The organism is Comamonas sp. (assembly GCF_036643215.1).
In the GTDB taxonomy this organism is placed as follows: domain Bacteria; phylum Pseudomonadota; class Gammaproteobacteria; order Burkholderiales; family Burkholderiaceae_C; genus Comamonas.
This window is the reverse complement of the sequence record NZ_JAVXSJ010000029.1, coordinates 14,847-41,266: the sequence shown is the minus strand read 5'-3', so window position 1 is coordinate 41,266 and position 26,420 is coordinate 14,847. Positions and strand designations below refer to the sequence as shown.

The 26,420-nt window shown below is 60.7% G+C and carries 23 protein-coding genes and 2 riboswitches; of the genes, 20 read left to right on the top strand and 3 right to left on the bottom strand.

Translation table 11 applies throughout. From position 1 onward, the window contains the following. Positions 1-1,130 (top strand): GGDEF domain-containing protein (locus RSF91_RS16530; protein ID WP_332569452.1); only part of this gene is annotated, 1,130 nt, incomplete at its 5' end. Between the two features lie 106 nt (positions 1,131-1,236). Here the strand turns inward: RSF91_RS16530 and RSF91_RS16525 are convergent. Further along, a complete protein-coding gene (locus RSF91_RS16525; protein WP_332569451.1) occupies positions 1,237-1,485 on the bottom strand; it encodes a hypothetical protein in 249 nt (82 codons plus the stop codon). A gap of 144 nt (positions 1,486-1,629) precedes the next feature. On the opposite strand from RSF91_RS16525, the gene RSF91_RS16520 reads away from it, so the two are divergent. The 19 genes from RSF91_RS16520 (at position 1,630) to RSF91_RS16430 (ending at position 25,141) form a co-directional block, all read left to right on the top strand. Further along, positions 1,630-2,100, top strand: a complete 471-nt coding sequence (locus RSF91_RS16520) for a CopD family protein (protein WP_332569450.1) — start codon at positions 1,630-1,632, stop codon at positions 2,098-2,100. Between the two features lie 237 nt (positions 2,101-2,337). After that, positions 2,338-2,871: a MarR family winged helix-turn-helix transcriptional regulator gene (locus RSF91_RS16515; protein ID WP_332569449.1), complete on the top strand. Its 534-nt coding sequence runs from the start codon at positions 2,338-2,340 to the stop codon at positions 2,869-2,871. Positions 2,872-2,956: 85 nt separating this feature from the next. Then, positions 2,957-4,417, top strand: a complete 1,461-nt coding sequence (locus RSF91_RS16510; RefSeq protein WP_332569448.1) for an efflux transporter outer membrane subunit — start codon at positions 2,957-2,959, stop codon at positions 4,415-4,417. Positions 4,418-4,503: 86 nt separating this feature from the next. Next, on the top strand, positions 4,504-5,853 hold the full coding sequence (locus tag RSF91_RS16505; RefSeq protein ID WP_332569447.1) for an HlyD family secretion protein: 1,350 nt from the start codon (positions 4,504-4,506) through the stop codon (positions 5,851-5,853). Positions 5,854-5,869: 16 nt separating this feature from the next. After that, positions 5,870-7,498 (top strand): DHA2 family efflux MFS transporter permease subunit, encoded by a 1,629-nt coding sequence (locus tag RSF91_RS16500; protein ID WP_332569446.1) that lies wholly within the window; start codon positions 5,870-5,872, stop codon positions 7,496-7,498. Positions 7,499-7,636: 138 nt separating this feature from the next. Continuing rightward, positions 7,637-8,122: a hypothetical protein gene (locus RSF91_RS16495; protein WP_332569445.1), complete on the top strand. Its 486-nt coding sequence runs from the start codon at positions 7,637-7,639 to the stop codon at positions 8,120-8,122. Between the two features lie 218 nt (positions 8,123-8,340). Beyond that, positions 8,341-9,414, top strand: a complete 1,074-nt coding sequence (locus tag RSF91_RS16490; protein WP_442878876.1) for an MBL fold metallo-hydrolase — start codon at positions 8,341-8,343, stop codon at positions 9,412-9,414. 51 nt (positions 9,415-9,465) lie between these two features. Then, positions 9,466-9,576, top strand: a riboswitch (glycine riboswitch). A gap of 18 nt (positions 9,577-9,594) precedes the next feature. After that, positions 9,595-9,722, top strand: a riboswitch (glycine riboswitch). Between the two features lie 66 nt (positions 9,723-9,788). Continuing rightward, positions 9,789-10,925, top strand: coding sequence for a glycine cleavage system aminomethyltransferase GcvT (gene gcvT / locus RSF91_RS16485; protein ID WP_332569444.1), 1,137 nt, complete (start codon positions 9,789-9,791; stop codon positions 10,923-10,925). A 118-nt stretch (positions 10,926-11,043) separates the two neighbouring features. Then, on the top strand, positions 11,044-11,418 hold the full coding sequence (gene gcvH, locus RSF91_RS16480) for a glycine cleavage system protein GcvH (protein WP_169107104.1): 375 nt from the start codon (positions 11,044-11,046) through the stop codon (positions 11,416-11,418). A gap of 105 nt (positions 11,419-11,523) precedes the next feature. Then, positions 11,524-14,427: an aminomethyl-transferring glycine dehydrogenase gene (gcvP, locus tag RSF91_RS16475; RefSeq protein WP_332569443.1), complete on the top strand. Its 2,904-nt coding sequence runs from the start codon at positions 11,524-11,526 to the stop codon at positions 14,425-14,427. Positions 14,428-14,669: 242 nt separating this feature from the next. Then, positions 14,670-16,844, top strand: a complete 2,175-nt coding sequence (locus tag RSF91_RS16470) for a PAS domain-containing hybrid sensor histidine kinase/response regulator (RefSeq protein WP_332569442.1) — start codon at positions 14,670-14,672, stop codon at positions 16,842-16,844. 16 nt (positions 16,845-16,860) lie between these two features. Beyond that, on the top strand, positions 16,861-17,523 hold the full coding sequence (locus tag RSF91_RS16465; protein WP_332569441.1) for a pseudouridine synthase: 663 nt from the start codon (positions 16,861-16,863) through the stop codon (positions 17,521-17,523). A gap of 354 nt (positions 17,524-17,877) precedes the next feature. Beyond that, complete coding sequence (locus tag RSF91_RS16460; RefSeq protein WP_332569440.1) at positions 17,878-18,999, top strand: high-affinity branched-chain amino acid ABC transporter substrate-binding protein; 1,122 nt, start codon at positions 17,878-17,880, stop codon at positions 18,997-18,999. Positions 19,000-19,093: 94 nt separating this feature from the next. Continuing rightward, positions 19,094-20,017 (top strand): high-affinity branched-chain amino acid ABC transporter permease LivH, encoded by a 924-nt coding sequence (gene livH, locus RSF91_RS16455; protein ID WP_332569439.1) that lies wholly within the window; start codon positions 19,094-19,096, stop codon positions 20,015-20,017. Continuing rightward, the gene (locus RSF91_RS16450; RefSeq protein ID WP_332569438.1) at positions 20,017-21,255 is read left to right on the top strand and encodes a high-affinity branched-chain amino acid ABC transporter permease LivM; all 1,239 of its coding nucleotides are present in this window, start codon (positions 20,017-20,019) and stop codon (positions 21,253-21,255) included. The genes livH and RSF91_RS16450 overlap by 1 nt, the downstream gene beginning before the upstream one ends. Positions 21,256-21,310: 55 nt before the next feature. Then, positions 21,311-22,078 (top strand): high-affinity branched-chain amino acid ABC transporter ATP-binding protein LivG, encoded by a 768-nt coding sequence (gene livG / locus RSF91_RS16445; protein WP_332569437.1) that lies wholly within the window; start codon positions 21,311-21,313, stop codon positions 22,076-22,078. Next, complete coding sequence (locus tag RSF91_RS16440) at positions 22,078-22,791, top strand: ABC transporter ATP-binding protein (protein WP_332569436.1); 714 nt, start codon at positions 22,078-22,080, stop codon at positions 22,789-22,791. Before livG ends, RSF91_RS16440 begins: the two co-directional genes overlap by 1 nt. Positions 22,792-22,892: 101 nt before the next feature. Continuing rightward, the gene (locus RSF91_RS16435) at positions 22,893-23,657 is read left to right on the top strand and encodes an SDR family NAD(P)-dependent oxidoreductase (RefSeq protein ID WP_332569435.1); all 765 of its coding nucleotides are present in this window, start codon (positions 22,893-22,895) and stop codon (positions 23,655-23,657) included. 500 nt (positions 23,658-24,157) lie between these two features. Beyond that, a complete protein-coding gene (locus tag RSF91_RS16430; protein WP_332569434.1) occupies positions 24,158-25,141 on the top strand; it encodes a Bug family tripartite tricarboxylate transporter substrate binding protein in 984 nt (327 codons plus the stop codon). Between the two features lie 74 nt (positions 25,142-25,215). On the opposite strand, the gene RSF91_RS16425 is transcribed toward RSF91_RS16430, so the two are convergent. Further along, entirely contained in the window at positions 25,216-25,653 is a 438-nt protein-coding gene (locus RSF91_RS16425) for a universal stress protein (RefSeq protein WP_332569453.1), read from the bottom strand. A gap of 149 nt (positions 25,654-25,802) precedes the next feature. Beyond that, positions 25,803-26,273, bottom strand: a complete 471-nt coding sequence (locus RSF91_RS16420; RefSeq protein WP_332569433.1) for a hypothetical protein — start codon at positions 26,271-26,273, stop codon at positions 25,803-25,805. Positions 26,274-26,420 lie beyond the last annotated feature (147 nt).

Genomic DNA, 26,420 nt, shown 5'->3' with positions numbered 1-26,420 from the left:
TTCTATGCTGGGTTTTTCAGCGCCAGCAACGTTTCCTGCTCTGGCAATGCTGCGCCTACGCACTCACCGCCCTGCCCTTCGCCTTTCAAAGCACCGCGCCCACAGAGATGCTGCATCGCTACGCAGCCATCAGCTGCACGCTTTATCTGCTGGGCGGCTGGTTTATGGCCAAGTGCTGGGCTGACCACTGGCGTGTCCCTACCCAGGCCAGTGTCAGTCTTGCGATCGCCCTGGTCACCCTCATCAACATCATTTACTACAACGACAACCTTTTAGCGCGCGTGCATATCTCAAGCGCAGGCATCGGCCTCATCATGCTGCTGCCCGTGCTGTCAGCACTGCGGCACAGGCATTCACCAGACTGGCTGGACAAGGTTTTGCTCACCAGCGCCTTTGTATATGCCGTGATGACCATCACCCGGCCTATGATCATTACGGTGCTGGGCCATTCAGAGTTCGAGAAATTTTCAGACTCGGTCTACTGGTTCGGTAGTGCGATGAGTACTTTGTTTTTTGCCATTTTCTTCACCGTCTTGATGGCCGCCACCGCCATCCGCGCCACCATTCGCCAGTTGCGCAACGAACGAGATCAGGATTCATTGACCCAGATTCTCAATCGCCGGGCTTTTTATGAACTGGCACACTGCCGGCTCGCAGACAAGCGCCTGTACCCCATGGCCATACTGGCGGGCGATATTGATCACTTCAAACGCATCAACGATACCTGGGGCCATAGCCGCGGCGACGAGGTGCTGCAACTGATCTCTGCCACCATGCAGCGCAATGTGCGCGGCCTTGACCTGGTTGCCCGATTTGGCGGTGAAGAATTTGTACTGCTGCTGACACGCATTGACCTGAAAGAGGCCGAGCAGGTCGCCCAGCGCATACGGTTTGAGCTTCGCTCCGACCATTCCGTGCTGCCCCAAAATGCCATCCTGACCATGAGCTTTGGCGTTGCTCCCATCGAAAACGCCAAGCAGCTTGAAAGTGCACTCAAAGAAGCTGATGACCTGCTATACGCCGCCAAGCACGCGGGGCGCGATCAAGTCCATGTCTCGGGCAACAACTACCCGGACATCTGCTTTGAGCACACCATGCCCAACCCTGAAGTCAGCGCATCGCATATCTGAGGGGAGCTATAGATTCGGTACAGAAGAGCTGCCAGCGCTTATAGATGAAGCGCTGGCAGCTCTTTTTTTGATAGTGGCAGTCGTTTTGAAGCCTTAGCTCTCCAAGTCACATTTCCCGATCAATGGCTTCCTGCGAAAGATCCCAACCCAGTACAAAGACTTCAAACTGGTTCTGGCCACTTTCATCGCTCCAGACTTCGGGGCCAAACTCACTCATATTGCCCTGCAGACTCAGGCCTTCACGCAAAGGACTGGCGTCGGTCTGCTCGGCCAGCACAAAGCGGCCATTACCGGTACGCAGTGCAACACGTCCCGAAGACTGCTTGAAGGCGACGACGGTAGCGAGATCTGACATAACAGCTCCTGTTCTCTGTTCGTTGAAGCTCAGTTTAATCAGCCTTGAACACGCTGAGAGTCATGCTTTTTCAGTCACTGCGTTCCATAGGCAGGACGATCTCCGTTAGGCTTGCAGCGTTCTCCCACTCAAGCCCCACAGTCCATGCTTTTTATTCTGCTCAAACTTCTGCACCTTCTGGCCGTACTCATCTGGGTAGGCGGCATGTTTTTTGCCCATTTCTTTCTGCGCCCCTCCCTGCAAGTGCTGCAGCCCCCAGAGCGCGTCAAACTGATGCACGGCGTGCTCCAGCGCTTTTTTACCTGGGTGCTGGTACTGGTCGTCGTGGTTCTGGCCTCGGGCATCGGCATGATTGGCAGCATTCATGCCATGGCAGCCAAGGCGGGCGGGCAGTTCAATATGCCCGTCAGCTGGATTGTGATGAGCATTCTCGGCGTGGTGATGATGGCCGTGTTCGGCCACATCCGCTTTGCGCTGTTCAAGCGCCTTGATGCTGCCGTTCAGGCCAAAGACTGGCCCGCAGGCGGCAAGGCGCTCGACAGCATTCGCAAATTAGTGTCCCTCAACCTAGCCATCGGCCTGGTGATCGTCGTGGTGCTGCGCGTGCCGCTGTAACCCGCACCCTGACCTTTGCCTACCCAAGCCCGGCCGGTTCATGGCTGGGCTTTTTTTTGACTAAAACCAGCACCAATCACTTACCTATCAAGCGCAAGCAGCTTCTATTTCAATAGCAAATAGATTGCCCGAGCCTCTGCCTCACGCTGCACAGGCAAAAAATCCTGCTGACATTTTTTTGCGCTTGCACAATAATTGCCAACTCAATCATTGATCAAACAAATATTGGTGGTGCAAGTGCAAACCCCATCCGACACCCTCATCGACCCGCAAGACGAATCCAGCTTTTTCTACAGAGCTGGCGTTTATTCGCCAGACAAAAGCATTGGCTTTCTGATGCGCCGCGTACTCAGCTCCATCCTGCAACAAGCCGATGCGCAACTGGCCGAGCATGGACTGACCTATGTTCAATGGCTGCCGCTGTACAAACTGCTGCTGTGCGCCGACACCAATAGCAGCGACCTGGCCAAGGCGCTGGGCATGGACCCGGCCTCTGTGACCCGCGCGCTGGACCGCATTGAAGCCAAGGGCCTGCTGCGCCGCGAACGCTCCACCACCGACCGCCGCGTGGTGCACCTCGTGCTGACCGACGAAGGCCGCAGCGTGGCCACACAGGTGCCCAAGGTGCTGACCCAGGTGCTCAACGGCCACCTCAGCGGCTTCAGCCATGGGGAATGCACGCTGATGCTCTCCATGCTGCAGCGCATGCTGGCCAATGGAGATGCCCTGCGAGAAGCGCTGCAGCACGCGCCGCCAGACCCCATCAAATAAACCGGCTCGGGCTTGCATCACCCCAGCAGGCCTGAAACGACTGACCTCACTGCCCCATTTCAATAAAAACCACTGGCACTTTTTCATGACCCAACGCACTCAACGCAACACCGCCGCGCTCGCGGCCCTGGTCGCCGCAATGGCACTGGCTGGCTGCGCCTCCCAAGGCCCGGCCCACACACCGCTGGCGCAGATCACAGCGGCAGATACCGGTCTGACGGGCACCTCGCCTATCAACGCCTCAGACGCCACAGCACTCAGCGCCCCCCAGTGGTGGACAGGGCTGGGCGATACCCAGCTCAACCAGCTCATCACTCAGGCGCTGACTGGCAGCCCCAGCCTTGCCGCCAGCAACGCGCGCTTTGAAAAAGCCGCCGCCTTGGCCACCGCCAGCAGCACAGCCAGCGACATTCGCGGCACGCTGAGTGCGGATGCCACCCGCCAGCGCTACACAGCCAACGGCATGATTCCCGCACCCATCGCCGGCAATATCTACAACAGCAGCAATGTGCAGGCTGGCCTGTCCTGGGCGCCTGACTTTTTTGGCAAGCACTCGGCAGAGCTGCAATCGGCCCTGGGCCAGGCCCGCGCGGCCAAGGCCGATTCAGCCGCAGCCGCGACTCAGCTGGCCGCGCAAGTGGCCCGCAGCTATGTCGCTCTGGCCCGCTTGATTGCACAGCGAGAAGTGGCCGAGCGCACGCTGGGCCAGCGCCAGTCGCTCTTAAGTTTGAGTGAGCAGCGCACCAAAGCCGGACTGGACAGTCAGGTCGAACTGACGCAGGCACAGGCCGGCATGCCTGAGGCCCGCACGCAGATTGAAATGCTCAATGAGCAAATCACGCTGACGCGCCGCACCATTGCCGTGCTGTGCGCGCAGGCACCCGATGCACAAAACGCGCTGTCGCCCCAACTGGCCGCTCTGCGCCTTCAGAACGTGCCCCAGACTCTGGGTGCAGACCTGCTGGGCCGCCGCCCCGATGTCGTGGCCGCGCGCTGGCGCGTGGAAGCTGCGACGCAGGGCATTGATGCCGCGAAGGCCGACTTTTACCCCGATGTAAACCTGACCGCCTTTGTGGGCCTGAACGCGCTGGGGCTCGACAACCTGTTTCAAGGCAGCTCGCGCCAGCTGGGCATTACGCCTGCACTGCGCCTGCCCATTTTTGATGGCAAGCGCCTGCGCGCCCAATTGCGCGGCAAGCAGGCCGATCTGGATACCGCCATTGCCCAGTACAACGGCGCGGTGCTGGATGCCGTCAAGCAGGCCGGGGACTCCATCGCCTCGGTGCAGTCGCTACAGCGCCAGCAATCGCTGCAGACCGAATCGCTATCCAAAGCCGAGCGCGCGTATGACTTTGCCGTGCAGCGCTACCGCGCCGGACTTGGCAACCAGATCACGGTGCTGAACACCGAAACCCAGCTCATCACTCAGCGCCGCCTCGCCGTGGACCTGCGGGCCCGCGAGCTGGACACCCGCGTGGCGCTGGCCGCCGCACTGGGTGGCGGCTGGAGCAACGACACGCAGGCCGTGCAGGTCAGCGGCCACTGAGCCCATCACTTTTTCACTGGGCGCCGCCTTTAAAGGCGTGCCCTGGCAGCAAAACCACTCATACAGATAACAAAGCGCCAAATATCATGACCGACAACACCAAGCCACAAAACACGGCGCCCAACGCAGCCCCTCAAGCCCCCGCTTCCGCCTCGCCCACCGCCAACCCCACGGGTCGCCGCAAGGGCCTGACCATCGTGGCCGCCGCCGTGGTCGTAGGTGCCGTTGCCTGGGGCGGCTGGCACTGGATGGTGGCCCGCAACTACCAATCCACAGACAACGCCTATGTCGCTGGCAATGTGGTGCAAATCACGCCTCAGGTGGGCGGCACCGTCATCAGCATTGGCGCGGACGATACCGATTACGTCAAAGCCGGTCAGGTGCTAGTGCAACTGGACCCTGCCGACTATCTTGTGCAGCTGGCGCAGGCCGAAGCCCAGCTGTCGCAAACCGCGCGCCAGACCCGCACCTTGTATGCCAACAACGCCCCGCTGGCCGCACAAGTCGCCCAGCGCGAAGCCGACCTGATGCGCCTGAAGGCCGATGCAGCCAAGGCCAGCGACGATGTGGAGCGTCGCCGCCCCCTGACAGCCACCGGTGCCGTAGGCAAGGAAGAGTTTGACCACGCCAAGGCCGTAGCCACAGCCGCCAGCAATGCCGTGGTTGCCGCCGATGCCGCTGTGCGCGCCGCCAAGGCCCAGCTGGCTGCGGCTGAAGCTCAGACCAAGGGCACGACGGCAGAAGATTTCCCCGCCGTGATGGCCGCCGCCGCCAAGGTTCGCGAGGCTTACCTGTCGCTGCAGCGCACACGCCTGATCTCGCCCGTGGATGGCTATGTCGCCAAGCGCGGCGTGCAACTGGGCCAGCGTGTGGCGGCAGGCGCACCCATGATGACGGTCGTGGACCTGCACAACCTCTGGGTCGATGCCAACTTCAAGGAAAGCCAGCTGGCCGACCTGCGCATGGGCCAGAAGGTGGAGCTGACCGCCGATGTGTATGGCGACAAGACCCCCTATGAAGGCAAGGTCGTGGGCCTGGGCGCTGGCACTGGTGCAGCGTTCTCGCTGCTGCCCGCGCAGAACGCCACTGGCAACTGGATCAAGGTGGTGCAACGCGTGCCCGTGCGCGTGAGCCTGGAGCCCGAAGCCCTCAAGCAGCACCCCCTGCGCGTGGGCCTGTCCATGGATGTGAAGGTCGATATCCGCGACAAGGATGGCCTGGCGCTGGCCAACGCTCCGCGCACCAAGCCCGTGGCGCAGACCGCTGTGTATGACGGCACGCTGGCGCAGGCCGAAGAGCGCATTCAGCACATCATTTCAGGCGACAAACTGCCCGCGCTGACATCGCTGAGCAAGCTGCCTGCCGCGCAGCCCGCGGCAGCGGCCACACCGACCAATGCCGAGCCCGCCAAGCAAGAGCAGCAGCCTGCCCAATAAGACGCGGAAATCAGCCATGACTTCCTCCTCATCCGCCTCCCCCGAGGACACCGGAGCCACTGCCCCCGGCAAGGCACCGCCGCTGCCCCCCATGGCCATGCCTGCTATTCCGCCTCTCAAGGGTGCACCACTGGTGCTGGGTACGCTGGCCCTGTCACTGGCTACCTTCATGAACGTGCTGGATTCTTCCATCGCCAACGTGGCCATTCCGGCCATCTCGGGCGATGTGGGCGTCAGCCCCAGCCAGGGCACCTGGGTCATCACCAGCTTTGGTGTGGCCAATGCCATCTCCGTGCCGCTGACCGGCTGGCTCACGCAGCGCTTTGGCGCCGTGCGCCTGTTCACCATGAGCGTGCTGCTGTTTGTGCTGACCTCCTGGCTCTGCGGCTTTGCCCACTCGCTAGAGATGCTGGTGTTCTTCCGCGTGCTGCAAGGCCTGGTCGCCGGGCCCATGATTCCACTGTCGCAAACCCTGCTTTTAGCCAGCTACCCCCCGGCCATGGCGGGGGTGGCGCTATCACTTTGGGGGGTGACCACGCTGGTGGCTCCCGTGGTAGGGCCGCTTTTGGGCGGCTGGATCACAGACAACATTTCCTGGCCGTGGATTTTCTACATCAACGTGCCCGTGGGCCTTCTCTCGGCTGTCATGACCTGGAGCCTATACCGCAGCCGCGAGACACCGACACGCAAGCTGCCCATCGACACCGTGGGCCTGAGCCTGCTGGTGCTCTGGGTCGCCGCGCTGCAGCTGATGCTGGACAAGGGCAAGGAGCTGGACTGGTTTGCCTCCAATGAAATCATTGCTTTTGCCGTGATTGCCGTCGTCGCCTTTGCCGTGTTTGTGGTCTGGGAGCTGACCGATGCCCACCCGGTGGTCGATCTGCGCCTGTTCAAGCGGCGCAACTTTGCGGCAGGCTCGATTTCGCTGTCGATTGCCTACGGCCTGTTCTTCGGCAACGTGGTGCTGCTGCCCCTGTGGCTGCAGCAGTGGATGGGTTACACCTCCACCTCAGCCGGTCTGGCGCTGGCGCCCGTAGGGATACTGGCGATTATTCTGACCCCCATCGTCGGCCGCAAAGTCGCCGTGTGGGACCCGCGCAAAATGGCGACTGCCGCCTTCATGGTGTTTGCGCTGGTGCTGTGGATGCGCTCGAAGTTCACCGTAGAGACGGACTTTGGCCATATCCTGATTCCCACGCTGATTCAGGGCGGCGCCATGGCCTTCTTCTTCATTCCGCTGACTACCATCACGCTCAGCGGGCTGACGCCAGATCGCATTCCAGCGGCCGCAGGTCTGTCCAATTTTGTGCGGATTACGGCGGGCGCCATGGGTACCTCCATTGCCACGACCCTCTGGGAAAACCGGGCCTCCATGCACCACGCTCACCTCACCGAGTTGCTGGTGCAAGGCCAGGGCACGTTTGCCATCACCGTCAAGCAATTGCAGGCGGCTGGCATGAGTGCAGAGCAGGCCTATGCGCAGATCAACCGGCTGATTGACCAGCAGGCCTTCACCCGCGCGGCGGACGATATCTTTCTGGCATCGTCCTTTCTGTTCCTGAGCCTGATCGTGCTGATCTGGTTCACCAAGCGCCCTGCCCCACAGGCCGGTGGTGGGGCAGACGCAGCCGCTGGCGCGCATTGAAAAACGCAGAGTAAGAGCGCAGAGTAGTAACGCCAAACTTCAAGCCAAAATAGCTGCCAGCGCTTTATCCATCAGCGCTGGCAGCTATTTTTTTGAGAGAAAAAAGGCATTTTCTGGAACTTGGGCAAGAATACTTTCATGCCTGTTTCAAACTTCTCCCGCCCTGCCGCCATCGGCGCCATCACCCTCGCAACCTTGGTGCTTGGTGCCTGCACCACGGTTGCACCGGATAAGCCCAGCAATACGGAGAGCGCGCAAGCCACGGAGAGCCAGCCATCATGGCCAGAGTGGACACGCACAGAATGCGTTCCTATGTCCCAGCTGGATCAGCAACCCCAGATGCGCCGCCAGACAAGCCCGATCATCCAGTCCAGCTGGTTTCCCAAAGGGCTCCACACCACCGTGACCTTCTTGCTTGAAGTCACTCCTCAAGGCGAGCTGGGCCGCGTGCTCTGGAAACCAGCCAAGACCGACCCGCGCATCGTGAAAACCATACAGAATTCGCTTACACGCTGGAAGTTCAAGCCCGGCATGCGCCAGGGCCAGCCCGTCACCACCTGCTTCGAGCAACCTTATGAGTTGATCTTTCCGCCCATCAATGAACCGATGGCGAATACGCCTTAGAGCGGCAACACAACCCTTGATACGTCGTTGCTTCGCCTTGTCTTCTGTACTGTCTGCAGCTTCGCGCCTTGTCTCAAACGCAAACCTCCGGTTTGCTGGGTAGCGTTAGCCGCTCTTAATCCGAACCTTTCACTCAGATACGGCTGCTTGCAAGTTTGTGCTTGCAGTGCACAAGCCCAGCCTCAACTATTCACTCTGACTGACTTCAGGCGCTGCACTTGATTCGCTTTTCATCTCCAATCGCTGACTATCAGGCATCGCCCCAGAACCGGGACGGGCGCTTTCACAACGTCCACCCGCGCCCAGCCAACGGCCCCAAGCCGGATGCCAGAACGCTGTGGAAATTTCTGTTCAACAAGCCCCCCAACACCGAGCCCGGCAGCGCCCTTCCCCTGCAAAAACTCAGCCGCGCCGCGCTGGATGCCGCGCCTGAGCGCAGCCTGTACCGCATAGGCCACTCCACCGTATTGATTAAGCTGCGCGGCGGCTGGTGGCTGACGGACCCCGTGTTCTCTCAACGCGCATCGCCGTTTTCCTTTGCAGGGCCCAAGCGTTTTCATGCACCGCCAGTTGCGCTGCATGAACTGCCCCCGCTGCACGGCGTCATCCTCTCGCACGATCATTACGACCATCTGGACCGTGCCACCATCCGTGCGCTGGCACCCAAAGTGGGCGTATTCCTCTGCACGCTTGGCGTGGGTGACCGACTCATGGACTGGGGCGTTCCCGCCGCCAAAATCCGCCAGCACGACTGGTGGCAGAGCAGCGAAGTCAATGGCCTGCGCATGACAGCCACACCCGCCCAGCACTTTTCAGGCCGTGCGCTTGGCGACGGAAACCGTACGCTATGGGCATCGTGGGTGATTGAAGATTTGCAAAGCCCATCCCCGCTGCGCGTTTTCTTCAGTGGCGATGGCGGCTACTTTGACGGTTTTAAAGAGATAGGCCAGCGCTTTGGTCCCTTTGATCTAACGCTGATGGAAACCGGCGCCTATGACGAGCACTGGCCCTATGTCCACATGCACCCGCAGCAAACGCTGCAAGCCCATCAGGACCTTCAGGGCCGCTGGCTGCTGCCGATTCACAACGGCACCTTCAATCTGGCCATGCACGCGTGGTGGGACCCCTTCGAGCAGATTTTGCATCTGGGCCAGCAGCAAGGCATCCCCGTCGCCACACCCATGATGGGCGAGCGTATTGACCTGAACCAGCCCCACGCCTGCAGCCCTTGGTGGCGGGCCTGCATGCCGCAAAACGCATTTACTACGGCCCCTGCGCCAGAGCTATCGTAAACCCCAGCCTGCCAGAAACTATTCAGGGCAGGCCGGGCAGTTCCACTAGAATTGCCATCGTCAGGAGAGAGTGCTCACAGCTTCATGCTGCAACGCACCGCCGAAGGCGCAGACACCCCACCCGGTGCCCAAACGCTCAGGCAAAAGGACTGACAAGCGCTGCCGCGCTGAATGCAGGCAGCGTTCCTTGCTGGAGAGAGATGCTGCACTGCGCAATTGCGCCAGGCGATGGCATCCACCGAAGGAGCAAACCGCCAGCCTTCACTGCGGCGGCGAATCTCTCAGGTAAAGCGGACAGCAGGGCAAGCCCGCTACGCATGGCAGCCGCCGTGTATAGCCACTCATCTTGGTTTGAATGACCGGAGCGCTTGCCTGTGACTGTTGCCGATATTTCCTCCGACCTGCGCACCACGCCGCTGTTCGCCCTGCACCAGAGACTGGGCGCCCGCATGGTGCCGTTTGCCGGCTACTCCATGCCGGTTCAGTACCCGCAGGGACTGATGGCCGAGCATCTTCACACCCGCAAAGCCGCAGGCCTGTTCGATGTTTCGCACATGGGTCAGCTGCTGCTGCGCGGCCCTGATGCGGCGGCTGCGCTTGAGTTGTTGATGCCCGTTGACGTCATAGGCCTTGGTCTGCACAAGCAGCGCTACGGCCTGCTGCTCAACGAGCAAGGCGGCATTCTGGACGACCTGATGTTCGTCAACCGGGGCGACGACCTGTTCCTCATCGTCAACGGTGCCTGCAAGGCGGCCGATATTGCACATATCCAAAAACACATAGGCCAGCGCTGCGAAGTCGTGCCCCTGCCCAACTGCGGCCTGCTGGCACTGCAAGGCCCACAGGCCGTCACTGCGCTGGCTCGCCTGATCCCCGGCGTGAGCGATCTGGTCTTCATGACTGGCAACCACTTTGACTGGCAAGGCCACGCGCTCTACATCACGCGCAGCGGCTATACGGGCGAGGACGGTTTTGAAATTTCCGTGCCCAGCAACGCCGCCGAGGCTCTGGCCGAAGCATTGCTGGCCCAGCCCGAAGTCGCGCCCATTGGTCTGGGCGCGCGCAACTCTTTGCGTTTGGAAGCGGGTCTGTGCCTGTACGGCAACGATATCGACACCACCACCACCCCGGTGGAAGGCGCGCTGAACTGGGCCATTCAAAAGGTGCGCCGCACCGGCGGTGAACGCGAAGGCGGCTTTCCCGGCGCGGCCATTGTGCTTGCGCAGCTGCAAAACCCGCAGCAGCTCAAGCGCAAGCGTGTGGGGCTTGTGGCCCTTGAGCGCATTCCTGTGCGTGAGCCTGCGGTACTGGAGAACATGGACGGCCAGCATATCGGCCACATCACCAGCGGACTGCTCAGCCCCACGCTGAACCAGCCTGTGGCGCTGGCCTATGTGCAGCCCGACTATGCGGCGGTTGATACCGAAATTTTCGCCATGGTGCGCGGCAAGCCCGTGCGCATGAAGGTGGCGGCCACGCCGTTTGTGCCTACCCATTACTACCGCGGCTAAGGCTGCCACCGCAGAACAGTCAGGCCAGTTCGCCAAACAGGGCGCAGAACGCCGCTAAAGTGCGCGCTGGACCTTTCTCAAACATCTGATTCCCCGAATCCCCCATCTGGAGCCTTCCATGAGCATCAAGTATTCCAAAGAACACGAATGGATCAACGTCGCTGACACCAATGCCGCCATCGTCGGCATCACCGTCCACGCGCAAGACGCGCTGGGCGATGTGGTGTTTGTGGACCTGCCCGCAGTCGGCTCCACCTTCAAGGCTGGCGATGTCGCTGGCGTGGTCGAGTCCGTCAAGGCCGCCGCTGATGTCTACATGCCCGTGACCGGCGAAATCATCGAAGTCAACGAAGCCCTGCGCGACGACCCGGCACTGGCCAACAGCGACCCGCTGAACACTGGCTGGTTCTTCAAGGTCAAGATGAGCGATGTGAGCGAGCTCGAAGGTCTGATGGAAGAAACCGCTTACAACGACTTCGCCAAGGACAATTAATTGGCACACGGCCTTCGCAAACGCGAAGGCCGTTTTTTTATGGCAAACGTCCGATACCACTTGCCGGTGCTTGCCAGTCACAGCTTTCGAGAATAGGTCCCTCCCATGCTGATGTCGCCCCCCGCCCCCGTTGCTTCGCTGGAGTCGCTGGAAAACTCCCGCGAGTTCCTCCCCCGCCATATCGGCCCGGATACCGACGAACAGCAAAAAATGCTGGACGTCATCGGCAAGCCCACGCTGAATGCGCTGATTCGCGACGTGGTGCCCGCGTCCATCGCCCGCCCCAAGTCCATGGACTTGCCCCCGCCTGTGACTGAAGCGGCAGCGCTGGCTGAGCTCAAAGCCATTGCCAGCAAGAATCAGGTGCTGAAAAGCTTTATTGGTCAGGGCTACTACGGCACACACACGCCGGGCGTCATCCTGCGCAATATTCTGGAAAATCCCGCCTGGTACACGGCCTACACGCCGTATCAGGCCGAAATCTCGCAAGGCCGCATGGAGGCACTGGTCAACTTTCAGACCATGGTGACTGACCTGACCGGCATGCCGATTGCCAATGCATCCATGCTGGACGAAGCCACGGCCGCTGCCGAGGCGATGACACTGGCCAAGCGCTCGGTCAAATCCAAAAGCAACCGCATCGTGCTGGCCGGTGATCTACACCCGCAGACCATTGAAGTCATTCAGACCCGTGCCCAGCCCATTGGCATCGAAGTGCTGGTGGCCAACAGCAAGCAGGAATGGGAAGCCGCGCTGGCGGGCGATCTGTTTGCCGCCGTCATCCAGTACCCGGCCTCCAGCGGCTGGATAGTGGACTGGAAGGCCGATGTAGACGCCATCCACGCCAAGCAAGCTGCCGCCATCGTCGCCACCGACCTGCTGGCCCTGACCCTGCTGACGCCGCCCGGCGAATGGGGGACCGACATTGTCGTGGGCAACAGCCAGCGCTTTGGCATGCCCATGGGTGCCGGTGGCCCGCACGCCGCCTTCATGGCTTGCCGTGACGAGTACAAGCGCTCGCTGCCCGGCCGTCTGGTCGGCGTCAGCGTCGATGTGCATGGCAAGCCCGCCTACCGCCTAGCGCTTCAAACACGCGAGCAGCATATTCGCCGCGAAAAAGCCACGTCCAATATCTGTACGGCGCAGGTGCTGCCTGCGGTCATCGCCAGCATGTACGCCGTCTATCACGGCCCCCAAGGCCTCAAGCGTATCGCCCAGCGCGTGGCACGCTTTACCGCCATTCTGAGCCGTGGTCTGGCGCAACTGGGATTCAGCGCCCACCACCATGACACAGCCTTCGATACGCTAAGCCTGCACACCCAAGCCGCTACGGATTCCATAGCTTCTCGCGCTGTATCCAAGGGCGTAAACCTGCGAAAAGCCTTTAATGACTATCTGTGCATCAGCCTGGACGAAACCACGACCCGCGCCGATGTTGAGCTGATCTGGAGCATCTTCGCCAAAGACGGCCAAGCCCTGCCCACGATTGAAGCCATGGACGAAGGTGCGCCCTCGCTCATTCCCGAGGCTCTGCAGCGCAACAGCGCTTTCCTGACCCACCCGGTCTTCAACACCCACCATTCTGAAACCGCCATGCTGCGCTACATCCGCAGCCTGAGCGATAAGGACTTGGCGCTGGACCGCAGCATGATCCCTCTGGGCAGTTGCACCATGAAGCTCAACGCCACCAGCGAGATGATCCCCATCACCTGGCCAGAGTTCGCCAACATCCACCCGTTCGCCCCCGCCAGCCAGTTGCAAGGCTATGCGGAACTGGACGAGCTGCTGCGCGGCTGGCTGTGCCAGGCCACGGGCTACGCTGGCATCAGCCTGCAGCCCAATGCAGGCTCGCAAGGTGAATACGCCGGCCTGCTGGCCATCAAGGCCTTCCACGAATCCAGGGGCGACGCGCACCGCAATATCTGCCTGATTCCCAGCAGCGCCCACGGCACCAACCCTGCCAGCGCACAAATGGTGGGCCTTCAAGTCGTGGTCACCAAGTGCGACGACAACGGCAATGTGGACATGGACGACCTGAAGGTGCATTGCGAAAAGCACAGCGCCAACCTGGCCTGCATCATGATCACCTACCCGAGCACGCATGGCGTGTTTGAGACGCAGGTCAAGGAGCTGTGCCAGCTGGTGCACAGCCACGGCGGCCGCGTGTATGTGGATGGTGCCAACATGAACGCACTGGTCGGCCTTGCCGCGCCCGGCAAGTTTGGCGGCGATGTCAGCCACCTGAACCTGCACAAGACCTTCTGCATTCCCCACGGCGGTGGCGGCCCCGGCGTGGGCCCCGTCTGCGTGGTGGAAGACCTTGTGCCCTTTCTGCCCGGCCATGCCACGGGCGGAGATACTCGCAAAGTAGGAGCAGTCAGCGCAGCTCCCTTGGGCAATGCAGCCGTTTTACCCATTAGCTGGATGTACATCCGCATGATGGGCGAGCCGGGTTTGAAGCTGGCGACCGAAACCGCCATCCTCAACGCCAACTACATCAGCGCGCGCCTGCAAGAGCATTTCCCCACGCTGTACGCGGGCGAGCACGGCCATGTGGCGCACGAATGCATTCTGGACCTGCGCCAGTTCAAGGAAAGCTGTGGCGTGATGGCAGAAGACGTCGCCAAGCGCCTGATTGACTACGGCTTTCACGCGCCCACGCTGTCCTTCCCCGTGCCCAACACGTTGATGGTGGAGCCGACCGAGAGCGAGAACCTGTACGAGCTGGACCGCTTTATCGACGCCATGATTGCCATCCGCGCCGAGATTGCCGAGATCGAAGCGGGCAAGCTGCCCCAGGACGACAACCCGCTCAAAAACGCACCGCACACGGCCGAGACTCTGCTGACCACCGAGTGGAACCACAGCTACAGCCGCGAGACTGCCGCCTACCCCATGCCCGCCCTGCGCCGTGCCAAGTACTGGAGCCCTGTGGGCCGGGTGGACAACGTCTACGGCGACCGCAACCTGTTCTGCAGCTGCGTGCCCATGGATGCTTACGACGACTGATCGTTAAGAGCGTGCTGAAGCTCAAAAGCCAGTGTGTTTTAGCGCACTGGCTTTTTTTGTCAAAAACACCTCTATCGCTCATCTATCAAGCGCAACAAGCTATGAATCAATGAGCAAATAATGCGCCACCGCTTGGGTCCGAGCAAGGACCAAGAGACTTTTGGCAGGCCGCAAGCAGCGCCCCCGCTTACACTGCCGGTGACTTACTCGCTAACCGGCACCTGCCGCCCATGTGCCTGCCCATGAGCTCTTCTGAACGCCCTCTCTCGCCTCCACCTTCCGCCATTGACGATGGTCTGCCCCTGCATGCCCTGCTGTCGCCGGGGGCCGCGCCCTTGGGCTTGAGCGCAGACACCCTTCCGCTAGTGCCCGAGGATGAAGACCCACTGCAGGCGCTAGTGGCCGAGCTGCGCAACTACCAGCATGAGCTGGAGCTGCAAAACGAAGTGCTCAACTACAGCCAGGCGGTAGCAGAAAGCGCTTCAGAGCGCTTCGAGACCCTGTTTGCCAGCATTCCGCTGCCCCTGCTGGTGCTCGATGAGTTCGACATGGTGGTACAGGCCAATGCCATGGCCCACCGCGCCTTTCAGCCCACCGAGAAAGACCGGCTGCTGGTCAACTTCAAACCCTTTGTGCACGAGAGCGACGCCCAGCGCGTGGCCATGGCGTTTGAGCAAGCCAAGGCCACGGGCCGCGCTGAAGTGCATGAGGTGCTGTTTCAGATCAACGACGAGTACGAGCTTTGCGGTGACCTGCATATTTCTGGCGTGGCCGTGCACCAGCAAAACGGGCCGGCCTCTTGGCAGTATCTGTGCGCCGTGGTCAACCAGGGCCCGCTGCTAGCCGAGCGCAAGACGCTGCAAGAGCGCAACCAGCAGTTGCACACCAGCGAGCGGCGGCTGGAGTCTGTCATCAACTCCTCGCTGGATGCCATCATCTGCGTCGATCAGCGCCAGCGCATCACCGTCTTTAACCCCACGGCGGCCGCACTGTTTCTGTGCTCTCCGCAGGATGCACTGGGCAGCCCGCTGGACCGCTTTCTGCCAGACGCCACCCAAGCGCTGGCATTTGCCTCGCTGACAACGCAGGCCGTGCTGGGGGAAATGACGGGCATGACCGTCAGCGGGCGCGAGATTCCGGTCGAGGTCAGCGTCTCCTTCGAGCACCATAGCAGCGGCGACACCACCACGATTTTTGCGCGCGACCTGACCAGCCGCAAACGCGCGGATGCCCAGCGCAACGCGCTGGAAACGCAGCTGCGCGAGTCTCACAAAATGCAGGCGGTGGGCACCATGGCTGGCGGCATTGCCCACGACTTCAACAATATTGTGGGCGCCATTCTGGGCAATGTGGAACTGGCCAAGGCCGACAGCGCGGACAACCCCGCCGCCATGGAAAGCCTGCGCGAGATTGAAAAAGCCGGTCGCCGCGCCCGCGATCTGGTGCGCCAGATTTTGACCTTCAGCCGCAACGACAAACCCGAGCGCCGCCCCGTTCAGGTGCAGGAAGTCATGTCCGACACGGCCCGCCTGCTGCGCGTGACCTTGCCGCCCTTCATCGGACTGCAACTGCTTGAATCCAACGATCTGCCACCTTTGATGGCCGACCCCACGCAGGTGGAGCAAGCCCTTTTCAACCTGTGCAACAACGCCATGCAGGCGATTGGCAACCAGCGCGGCATCATCCAGATGCAGGCCATGCGCATTGCGCCAGACAGTTATCAATGCGAACGTCTGGGCCTGCCCGTGGCCGAATACCTAGCCTTCATCGTGCAAGATTCCGGCCCCGGCATGGATGCCGTCACCCAGCGGCGCATCTTCGAGCCATTTTTCACGACCAAGCCCGTCGGTCAGGGCACGGGGCTGGGCCTGTCGGTGGTGCATGGCGTGATGCGTACGCATGGCGGCGCCGTCGATGTGCACAGTGAGCTGGGCCAGGGCAGCTGCTTTACGCTGTACTTCCCCTTGAGCGACACGCACGACGCTGATTTCGCTGAACCCATCGCCGCCAAACCGGTGGCCCTGCCTGCCGAGCCGCCCGAGCCCAGCGGCTCCCGCCATGTGATGTATGTGGATGACGATCAAGCGCTGGTCTTTCTCTTTCAGCGCCTGCTGCGCCGCCGGGGCTATCAGGTCTCGGGCTTTACCGATCCGCACGAGGCCATGGAAGCGCTGCAGGGCGCGCCCAGTCGTTATGACCTGATCGTGACCGACTACAACATGCCCGGTTTCAGCGGCGTAGACCTGCTCAAGCAGGCGCTGCAGATCAACCCTCAGTTGCCGATTGCACTGGCATCGGGCTATGTCACCGCCGAAATTGAGCAGGCCGCCATTGCCGCAGGTGCCAAGGCGCTGATCCACAAGCCCAATGATGTGCAAGACTTCTGCACCACCGTGCATGAGCTGCTAAACCCTTGAATTTCTGATGACGTTGATGAGTGAACTGAACTGCGTGTATGAGGACGAGCACCTGCTGGTGCTGAACAAGCCCTCCGGCCTGCTGTGCGTGCCCGGCCGCGGCCCCGACAAGCAGGACTGCCTGAGCCTGCGCGCCCTGCAGCATTTTGGCAATGCGCTGGTGGTGCATCGTCTCGATCAGGCCACCTCCGGTCTGGTCATCATGGCGCGCAACCTGCCCGTGCAGCGCCAGCTCAGTCAGGCTTTTGCCGAGAGGCAAGTCCAAAAGCGCTATGTGGCGGTGGTCGCTGGCGAGCTGCTATCTGACCCCGTTATCGCCGATGAGGAAGGCTGGCAACTGATTGACCTGCCCATTGCCGCCGACTGGGAGCGCCGCCCGCTGCGCATCATCAACCATGAAACAGGCAAAAGCAGCCAGACACTTTGGAAGGTGCTGGAACCTGTCAACCACTACGGCCTGCCCGCCAGCCGCGTGCTGCTAAGCCCGCTGACAGGCCGCACCCACCAACTGCGCCTGCACATGGCCGCCACGGGCCACGCCATTCTGGGCGATGCGCTTTATGCCAGCGGGGAGGCTCTGGCCGCCAGCCCTCGTCTTTTGCTGCATGCAGCAGCACTGGAGCTGACACACCCCGTCACGGGGACTCTGCTACAAATAGAAAGCGCTCCTGACTTTTAAGCGCCCCTTGCGCAGGCAAATACCATGGCCTTGCCTGATTGCACAAAAATTCATCAAATCAAAAAATCAGCGAAACAGCTGTACACAGCGCCACAAAAACACCAAGAAGGCCACTGAGGCCACCCTCTCACGCAAAATTCCAGCGCGCACCATACTTCAGCAGTTCAAATGAAGGCAGAGCTATATCCATAGCGCACTAGCTGCTATGCCCGACATAGCAAAAACCGCCCGCCTGCACCACCCCCTGCATACCCTGTTGCCTTCAGCAACCACTCGATTAACCTGAGCTTCTTTGCGCAAGCTGCATGTGCAGTTTTTGCGTTTCACGAACATCTAGTTTCGAAGGAAGTCCTCATGAGCATTCCGTTCCGCATGCAAGCCGTTGTTGCCGCTCTGGGTCTGGCTGGCGCCGCTCTGGTATCCACGGCTGCACACGCCCAGATCAAGATCGCCTTGGTCATCCCCACCACCGGCGCTCTGACTCAGTACGGCGACATGGTCAAGGAAGGCGCAACCACCGCTGTCGAAATGGCCAACGCGGCTGGCGGTATCGGCGGTAAGAAGGTTGAACTGGTGCCCGTGGATGACGCGTGCGAGCCCAAGCAAGGCCCTGTGGCCGCCAACCGCGTGGTCAACAGCAAGATCGGCTATGTGGTCGGCCCCGTCTGCTCGGGCGCATCGATTGCCGCTGCCCCCATCTACAACAACGAAGGCGTGGTGGTGGTAACTCCCTCCGCAACATCGCCTGCGCTGACGGATGGCAAGAACTACCACTTCATCTTCCGCACCATCGGCCGCGATGACCAGCAAGGCCCAGCCGCTGCCAAGTTCATCGTCAACACCATCAAGCCCAAGAAGGTTGCCGTGCTGCACGACAAGCAGTCGTACGGTCAGGGCATTGCCTCTTCCGTGCGTGACGACCTGAAGAAGGCCAACGTGGCCGTGGCTCTGTTTGAAGGCATCAACGCCGGCGACAGCGACTACTCCGCCGTCATCACCAAGCTCAAGGGCGCTGGTGTGGACTTTGTCTACTACGGCGGCTACCACCCCGAAATGGGCCTGCTGCTGCGCCAGGCTGCTGAGCAAGGCCTAAAGGTCAAGATGATGGGCCCTGAAGGTGTGGGCAATCCTGAAGTCAACGCCATTGCCGGCCCTGCCGTCGAAGGCATGCTGGTCACTCTGCCCGCAGACTTTGCTGCCAACCCCAAGAACGCCGCCGTTGTGAAGGCTTTTGCAGACAAGAAGCGCAATGCTTCGGGTGCCTTCCAGCTGACCTCGTTTGCCGCCACCCAGTCTCTGCTGGCTGCTATCAAGGCTGCGGGCGACAACCCCGCCAAGGTCGCTGACTGGATGCACAAGTCCACGGTGGACACCGTGCTGGGCCCCGTGTCCTGGAACAAGCAAGGCGATCTGAACTCCTTCGACTTCCAGGTCTTCCAGTGGCACAAGGATGGCAGCAAGTCGTTGGCCAAGTAATTCCACCGCGATCTCCGGGGCAATGGCGAGGGCCATACCCCGGATGTTTGATATCTGGCCCTCGGGCCTTTTCCTGTTTCAAGGGTGGCGTTACATGTCAGATTTTCTTCCTCAGCTGATACAACAGCTATTCAACGGGCTCTCACTCGGAGCCATTTACGCCCTGATCGCCATTGGCTACACCATGGTCTACGGCATCATCGGCATGATCAATTTCGCCCACGGTGACATCTACATGCTCGGGGCCTATATCGGCCTCGTCACGCTTTCGGCTGTGGGCACGCAAAGCGGCCTGCCTATCTGGGCCATCATCGGCCTGATGCTGGTGGTCTCGGTCTTCGTCACCGGCGTCTATGGCCTGGTGGTCGAACAGGTGGCCTACAAGCCTGTGCGTCAGAGCCCGCGCCTCGTGGCTCTGATCTCGGCCATCGGCATGTCCATCTTCTTGCAGAACTGGGTGGCTCTGGGCCAGGGCGCGCGCGACATGGCCGTGCCATCTCTGCTGCCCGGGGCCATCAACTTTCACATGGGCAATTTCGAGGTCTTCATCCCCTACACCCGCGTACTCATCATCGTGGTGACCGTGCTGCTGATGATTGCCCTGACCATGTATATCAAGCATTCCCGCATGGGCCGCGCCTCGCGCGCCTGCGCGCAGGATATGCACATGGCCAATCTGCTGGGCATTGACACCAACAAGGTGATTTCGTTCACCTTTGTGCTGGGCGCCGTACTGGCCGCCGTGGGCGGTGTGCTGATTGCACTGGCCGTGGGCAAGCTCAACCCCTTCATCGGCTTTCTGGCGGGCATCAAGGCCTTTACGGCTGCGGTGCTGGGCGGCATTGGCTCCATTCCCGGCGCCATGCTGGGCGGCGTGATTCTGGGTGTAGCCGAGACCTTTGCTGCGGCCTATATCTCGTCGGAGTACAAGGACATCGTGGCCTTTGGCCTGCTGGTCACCATCTTGATGTTCCGCCCCTCCGGCCTGCTGGGCAAACCTGAAGTGGAGAAAGTCTGATGAAGTACAGCTTTTCCGCTTCCTTTCGCGATGCGCTGATCGCCACTGTGATGACGGCCATCGTCGTCACCCCCGTCTTCAGCCTGCATCTTGAGCGCGCAGGCATGCGCACCGAGATCGCCCCCGACTGGCGCTGGACGATCTGGGCCTGCGTCATTGTGTTCATCGGCCAGATGCTCAAGCCTCTGCTCACCGGCAAGATGCCCAAGGTCAACCTGCCGGCCATGCCGAAAATGAAGTCGGGCACGCGCAATGTCGTCATCTTTGTGGTGCTGATGATGGCGGCCTCCTGGCCGTTCTTCGCGGGCCGCAACGCGGTGGACATTGCGACTCTGGCCATGATTTACGTCATGCTCGGCCTGGGCCTGAACGTGGTCGTGGGCTTTGCCGGCCTGCTGGATCTGGGCTTTGTGGGCTTCTACGCCGTAGGTGCCTACACCTACGCACTGCTGTTCCACTGGGCTGGCTGGTCGTTCTGGCAAGCCCTGCCGCTGGCTGGCGCCGCTTCAGCCCTCTTTGGCTTTGTGCTGGGCTTTCCGGTTCTGCGCCTGCGCGGTGACTATCTGGCCATTGTGACGCTGGGCTTTGGCGAAATCATCCGCCTGCTGCTGACCAATATGACCAGCATCACGGGCGGGCCTGACGGCATCTCCAGCATTCCCAAGCCCACGGTATTTGGCCTGCCCATGACACGCAATCCCGTGACTGAGGGCGGCACGACCTTTCACCAGTTCTTCGGGCTGGAGTTCAACTCCATGCACATGGTGATTGCGCTGTACCTGATGGCGCTGATGCTGGCCATGGTGACGCTGTTCATCAGCAACCGCCTGATCCGCATGCCCATTGGCCGCTCGTGGGAAGCGCTGCGCGAAGACGAAATTGCCTGCCGCTCTCTGGGCATGAACCCCATGAAGATCAAGCTCTCGGCCTTCACACTGGGTGCCATGTTTGCGGGTTTTGGCGGTGCTTTTTTTGCGGCGCGCCAAGGCATTGTGAACCCCGAGTCCTTTACCTTTATTGAGTCAGCGCTGATTCTGGCCATCGTCGTGCTGGGCGGCATGGGTTCGCAGCTGGGCGTGATTCTGGCAGCCATCATCCTGACGGTGCTGCCCGAGCTGGCGCGCGAGTTCTCTGAATACCGCATGCTGATCTTTGGTCTGGTCATGATCTTGATGATGATCTGGCGTCCTCAAGGTCTGCTGCCCATGAAGCGCCATCAGGTGGAGATCAAAGCATGACTCTGCCCATCAACGCTATCACTTTTATAACTACAACCACAGGCAGGAAAAGCGCATGAGCGAGTATTTGCTAGAAGTCAAAGACCTGTGCATGCGCTTCGGCGGCCTGCTGGCCGTGGACAGCGTGGGCTTCAACGTGCGCCCGCAGGAAGTGTTTGCCATCATCGGCCCCAACGGGGCGGGCAAGACCACCGTATTCAACTGCATCAGCGGTTTTTACCAGCCCTCGGGGGGCGCGGTAGTGCTCAATGGGCAAAGCATTGCCGGGCAAAGCAGCCATCAGGTGGCCAATCACGGCGTGGTGCGCACCTTCCAGAACGTGCGCCTGTTCAAGAGCATGACCGCGCTGGAAAACCTGCTGGTCGCCCAGCACAGCACGGGCCGGGTCAACCTGCTCAGCGGCCTGTTCAACACGCCCGCTTACCGCCGAGCCGAAGAAGAAAAGGTGGAAAACGCCCTGCAATGGCTGGACGTCATGGGCCTGCGCCAGTTTGCCAACCGTGAGGCGGGCAATCTGGCCTACGGCCACCAGCGCCGTCTTGAAATTGCGCGCTGCATGATCACCAAGCCTCGCGTGCTGATGCTGGACGAGCCCGCCGCCGGTCTGAATCCGCAGGAGAAGAAAGACCTGCAGCAGCTCATAGACCAGTTGCGCACGCTGTATGGTGTGACCGTGCTGCTGATCGAGCATGATATGGGCCTGGTCATGGGAGTGTCCGAGCGCATTCTGGTCATGGAATACGGCAAGCCCATCGCCATGGGCCTGCCCGAAGCGATTCGCAATGATGAACGGGTCATCAAGGCCTATCTGGGAGAAGCCTGATGAGCAAACCGATGCTGGAGCTAAGCCAAGTCTCCACCCACTATGGCGCAATCTGCGCCGTCAATCAGGTCAGCCTGCATGTCAATCAGGGGGAGATCGTCACCCTGATCGGCAGCAATGGAGCGGGCAAGACATCGCTGTTGATGACGGTGTGCGGCAACCCGCGCGCCAGCAGCGGCCGGATTGTGTTCGAGGGCGAGGACATCACCCAGATGTCCACCCACCACATCATGCGCCGCGGCATCGCCATCTCGCCCGAAGGCCGCCGTGTCTTCAAAGACCTGACGGTGACCGAGAACCTGCAAATGGGCGCCTTCTTTCTGAACAAGAACGAAATTGCCGATGGCATTGAGCATGTCTTCACGCTGTTCCCGCGCCTCAAGGAACGGGCCGTGCAGCGCTCGGGCACCATGTCGGGCGGCGAGCAGCAGATGCTGGCCATTGGCCGCGCGCTGATGAGCAAGCCTCGCCTGCTGCTGCTCGATGAGCCCACGCTGGGCCTGGCTCCGCTGATCATTGCGCAGATCTTCGAGATCATCCAGACCATTCGCGCAGCGGGTGTGACGGTGTTCCTCGTCGAGCAAAACGCCAACCGCGCCCTGCAGATTGCCGACCGGGGCTATGTGCTGGAAACCGGCAAGGTGGTGCTGGAAGATACCGGTGCCAATCTGCTGACCAATGATGATGTGCGCAAGGCCTATCTGGGCCATTGATAGCGCACTGAGTCACTGAGCGCAGCGCGCATCCTGATGCACAGGCCCCGCCGGATGCAAATCCGCGGGGCCTGTTTTTTCTGTAGCCAATCAACCGTAAGATGGTCGGCATGACCAAGCATCTGACCATTCTCACCGGCGGCTCTCGTGGCATGGGCCTTGCCATGGGCCAACAACTTCTGGCGCAAGGCCACCATGTGCTGAGCATTGCCCGCAAGACCAGCGCAGAGCTGGCTGCCAGCGCCAGCAAGCTCGAGCAGCTATTGCAATGGGAGCAAGACCTGTCCCAGAGCGCAGCGGCCGCGCAGCGCCTCGCCACCTGGCTGGGCTCGCTCAAAAGCAGTGACTGGGCCAGCATCACCCTGATCAACAACGCAGGCGTCATTCCGCAGATTGCACCGCTGTCGCAAGTGCCTGCGGCCGACATGATCAACGCCATGCGCGTGGGGCTTGAGGCTCCCATGGCGCTGACCGGCGCCTTTCTTGGTGCCACCGAAGGCTGGAGCATTCCACGCAAAGTGCTCAATATTTCCTCCGGCCTGGGCCGCCGCGCCATGGCATCGCAGGCCAGTTACTGCACGGCCAAGGCCGGCATGGACCAGTTCAGCAGCTGCGTGGCGCTGGAAGAAGCGGCCAAGCCCAGCGGCGCGCGCATTGTGTCGCTGGCACCGGGTGTGATTGATACCGACATGCAGGTGCAACTGCGCAGTGCAGCCACTGGCAACTTCCCCGATGTAGAGCGCTTTGCCGGTCTGCATGCCAATGGCCAGCTGACCTCGGCAGGCGATGCCGCAGCCCGGGTTCTGGCCTGGCTTGAGCGGCCAGATTTTGGCGACCAAGTTGTCGCCGATGTGCGCCAGGCCTGAGCCACTTTCACATCAAAAACATAGCTGCTAGCGCTTTATAGATAAGCGTTAGCGGCTTTTTTACTTTGAACTAATGAACAAAGCAAAAACCTGTGCGACAAGGCACGCTAATCGCGAGGTAAGCCCTTGCAAGCCTTGCATGCGTGGCAGAATGTTTCTACTGTTCTGAAGCAGCTGCAAGGCTGCAAAGAGCCGCAATCCGCGCCCGTGGGCCACAACGGCAGCGACACCCGATCGGTACGCTGCCTCCGTGCTAGTACATGCAGCAACCCTGCCGTGCAGCGCGCGCGAATGCTGGCTTGCCATGTCCGTACCGCATGGCTCGCGCTCTCCGGTAAAGACAAATACCCATTGATGGCGGAACCACCCTCCCCGATCATCGAAAAGCCCACCTTCCGTGACGCTGGTTTCAGGCTTATCAGCCCATGACACCAGCAGCGACTGCGCCGCCCTTTTATGCGGGCCAGCGCTCCCCCGTTCGTCTCTGGAGTTTCTTTTTCATGTTTCGCCAAATCCTCATCAGCACCGCCGTGATCGCAAGCACGGGCCTGAGCTTCTCCGCCGCCGCACAAGACCCCGCCAAGGACTATCCGAACAAGCCTGTGCGCATGATCGTGCCCTTCCCACCGGGCGGCGGCACCGACATTCTTTCGCGCGTAATTGCCAGCAAACTCACCGAAGTCAGCAAATGGTCTGTCGTCCCCGACAACCGCGCCGGCGCAGGCGGCACCATTGGCATTACCGAAGCGGTGAAATCTGCCCCCACAGGCTATGACATGGTGATGGGCCAGAAAGACAATGTGGTTCTGGGCCCTTATCTGTATAAAAGCCTGCCTTGGAACCCCACCCGCGATCTGACGCCCGTAGCCCATGTGGCCTACACCCCCATCGTGATTGCCACGGCAGCCAACTCGCCTTACAAAACGCTGGCGGATGTGGTGGCGGCGGCTAAAAAGAATCCTTCCAAAATTACCTACGGATCGCCCGGCAACGGCACCAGCATTCACCTGGCCGGAGTGATGCTGGAAAAAGCCGCAGGCATTCAGCTGACTCACGTGCCCTACAAGGGCTCCAACCCCGCAATGATGGATGCACTGTCTGGCAATGTGGACCTGCTGGTGTCTTCCGTGCCCTCGGCCATCGGCCAGATCAAGGCCGGCAAGATGCGCGCCATTGCAGTCACATCTGCCGCCCGATCCACCTCCCTGCCTGAGACACCGACGCTGGCGGAGTCTGGTCTCAAGGGCTTTAACGTGAGTACCTGGTACGGCATCTTCATGCCCCGCAACACGCCCACGCCCATCGTGAACAAGGTCAACGCCGAAGTGAACAAGCTGCTGGCCATGCCTGAAGTCAAGGAAGCCATCCTGACGCAGGGCGCCGAGCCCAAGGCCATGAGCGTGCAGGCATTTGAGCAATTCTTCCAGACCGACTTCAAGGCCAACAAGGCCATCGTTGAAGCCTCTGGCGCGAGTATTCAGTAACCCGCTGAGGCGCTTGGCGCCTTGCAATGCAAAAGACCTCCAGCAGAGGTCTTTTTTTTGTATGCGGGCTACTTTTATTCGCGCACGACGAGGACGGGGACTTTGACGGCACCCAGCACGCGCTGGGTCACGCTGCCGAGCATCAGCTTTTCAAGACCACGGCGGCCTTGCGAGCCCATGACGACCAGATCAGCGCCCACGCTGACCATGGTGTTCACAATACCTTCATGCACGGCGTGCCCTTCGCCCACCAGCGTGTTCACGGTGACGCCTGCTTCTTCCATGATGGTCTTGACGGCATCCAGTGCCGTATTGGCTTCAGCCGTAGCTGCGCTCAGATACTGCGACTGGCCATAGGCAAAGTCCGCACCTACGCCGGTGAAGGGATAGGGGTCCACCACATAAACCGCCGTGACGGCACTGCCAAACACCTTGGAAAGCTCTGCCGCCTTTCGCGCAGCCAGCAAGGAGGGTTTGGAGCCATCGACCGGAACCAGAATGTGATTGAACATGGACATATGCGTCTCCTTTGGGGTTGTGGGCGGCACACGAGTCAAGCAATGCCGCCGTTTGATACGTGCAGTCTGCCTTCATCATGCCTCAGCGTGTTGACCTGAATCAACCCTGAAGTCCCACCCCAAGCCCTATCAGAAGATTCAAATCAGATGCAGACGTGAGCCGCTTCGTATTCGTAGCACTTGTCCAGCAGCTTGTCCGACTTGTCAGTAATCGTGATGCGCGTTCCATCGGGACGCAGCAGCGAGACATGCTTGAAAGCCGGTTCATCAGGCTTGCTGGGGGCATCGCGGCGCACGGTCCATTCTTCTTGCACGATACCTTCTGGCATATCCAGCATCACCACGACCTGCTCGGTGTCATCCGCCAAGCGAAGGCACTTGGCATCATTCATATTGACCACAGCGCCCGCCGGTGCGGCCAGGCCATAGGGACACGCTTCTACGCCATGAATGGGCACAACGTTCTCGCCAACCTGAATCTCAAGACCATTACGAAAGTAAATGGTGGGCTCTTTGATATGAGCCTGCAGAGGAGGGTTTTCAGTGGGCGAGCAAGCCACTATCGTTACAAGAGCAGTCAGCGTAGACAGGCTAAGGGCGTAAAGGCGATTCATAACAAAAAACCACGCCTTGTGGGGCGTGGTGTTGGCCAGTTGATTTTTAATTTGTTGGATGGCTTGGTGAAGTTGTCTCTTCTCTCTTCACCCTCGGACGCGCATCATGCAGCGTCACGATCGTCACTTTAATGACCTGAATACGTT

Bases quoted from the DNA above. Each gene is read 5' to 3' on its own strand.
- RSF91_RS16525 (WP_332569451.1), bottom strand. From the start codon at position 1,485: ATGTCAGATCTCGCTACCGTCGTCGCCTTCAAGCAGTCTTCGGGACGT.
- RSF91_RS16520 (WP_332569450.1), top strand. From the start codon at position 1,630: ATGCTTTTTATTCTGCTCAAACTTCTGCACCTTCTGGCCGTACTCATC.
- RSF91_RS16510 (WP_332569448.1), top strand. From the start codon at position 2,957: ATGACCCAACGCACTCAACGCAACACCGCCGCGCTCGCGGCCCTGGTC.
- RSF91_RS16505 (WP_332569447.1), top strand. From the start codon at position 4,504: ATGACCGACAACACCAAGCCACAAAACACGGCGCCCAACGCAGCCCCT.
- RSF91_RS16500 (WP_332569446.1), top strand. From the start codon at position 5,870: ATGACTTCCTCCTCATCCGCCTCCCCCGAGGACACCGGAGCCACTGCC.
- RSF91_RS16495 (WP_332569445.1), top strand. From the start codon at position 7,637: ATGCCTGTTTCAAACTTCTCCCGCCCTGCCGCCATCGGCGCCATCACC.
- gcvH (WP_169107104.1), top strand. From the start codon at position 11,044: ATGAGCATCAAGTATTCCAAAGAACACGAATGGATCAACGTCGCTGAC.
- gcvP (WP_332569443.1), top strand. From the start codon at position 11,524: ATGCTGATGTCGCCCCCCGCCCCCGTTGCTTCGCTGGAGTCGCTGGAA.
- RSF91_RS16470 (WP_332569442.1), top strand. From the start codon at position 14,670: ATGAGCTCTTCTGAACGCCCTCTCTCGCCTCCACCTTCCGCCATTGAC.
- RSF91_RS16465 (WP_332569441.1), top strand. From the start codon at position 16,861: ATGAGTGAACTGAACTGCGTGTATGAGGACGAGCACCTGCTGGTGCTG.
- RSF91_RS16460 (WP_332569440.1), top strand. From the start codon at position 17,878: ATGAGCATTCCGTTCCGCATGCAAGCCGTTGTTGCCGCTCTGGGTCTG.
- livH (WP_332569439.1), top strand. From the start codon at position 19,094: ATGTCAGATTTTCTTCCTCAGCTGATACAACAGCTATTCAACGGGCTC.
- RSF91_RS16450 (WP_332569438.1), top strand. From the start codon at position 20,017: ATGAAGTACAGCTTTTCCGCTTCCTTTCGCGATGCGCTGATCGCCACT.
- livG (WP_332569437.1), top strand. From the start codon at position 21,311: ATGAGCGAGTATTTGCTAGAAGTCAAAGACCTGTGCATGCGCTTCGGC.
- RSF91_RS16440 (WP_332569436.1), top strand. From the start codon at position 22,078: ATGAGCAAACCGATGCTGGAGCTAAGCCAAGTCTCCACCCACTATGGC.
- RSF91_RS16435 (WP_332569435.1), top strand. From the start codon at position 22,893: ATGGTCGGCATGACCAAGCATCTGACCATTCTCACCGGCGGCTCTCGT.
- RSF91_RS16430 (WP_332569434.1), top strand. From the start codon at position 24,158: ATGTTTCGCCAAATCCTCATCAGCACCGCCGTGATCGCAAGCACGGGC.
- RSF91_RS16425 (WP_332569453.1), bottom strand. From the start codon at position 25,653: ATGTTCAATCACATTCTGGTTCCGGTCGATGGCTCCAAACCCTCCTTG.
- RSF91_RS16420 (WP_332569433.1), bottom strand. From the start codon at position 26,273: ATGAATCGCCTTTACGCCCTTAGCCTGTCTACGCTGACTGCTCTTGTA.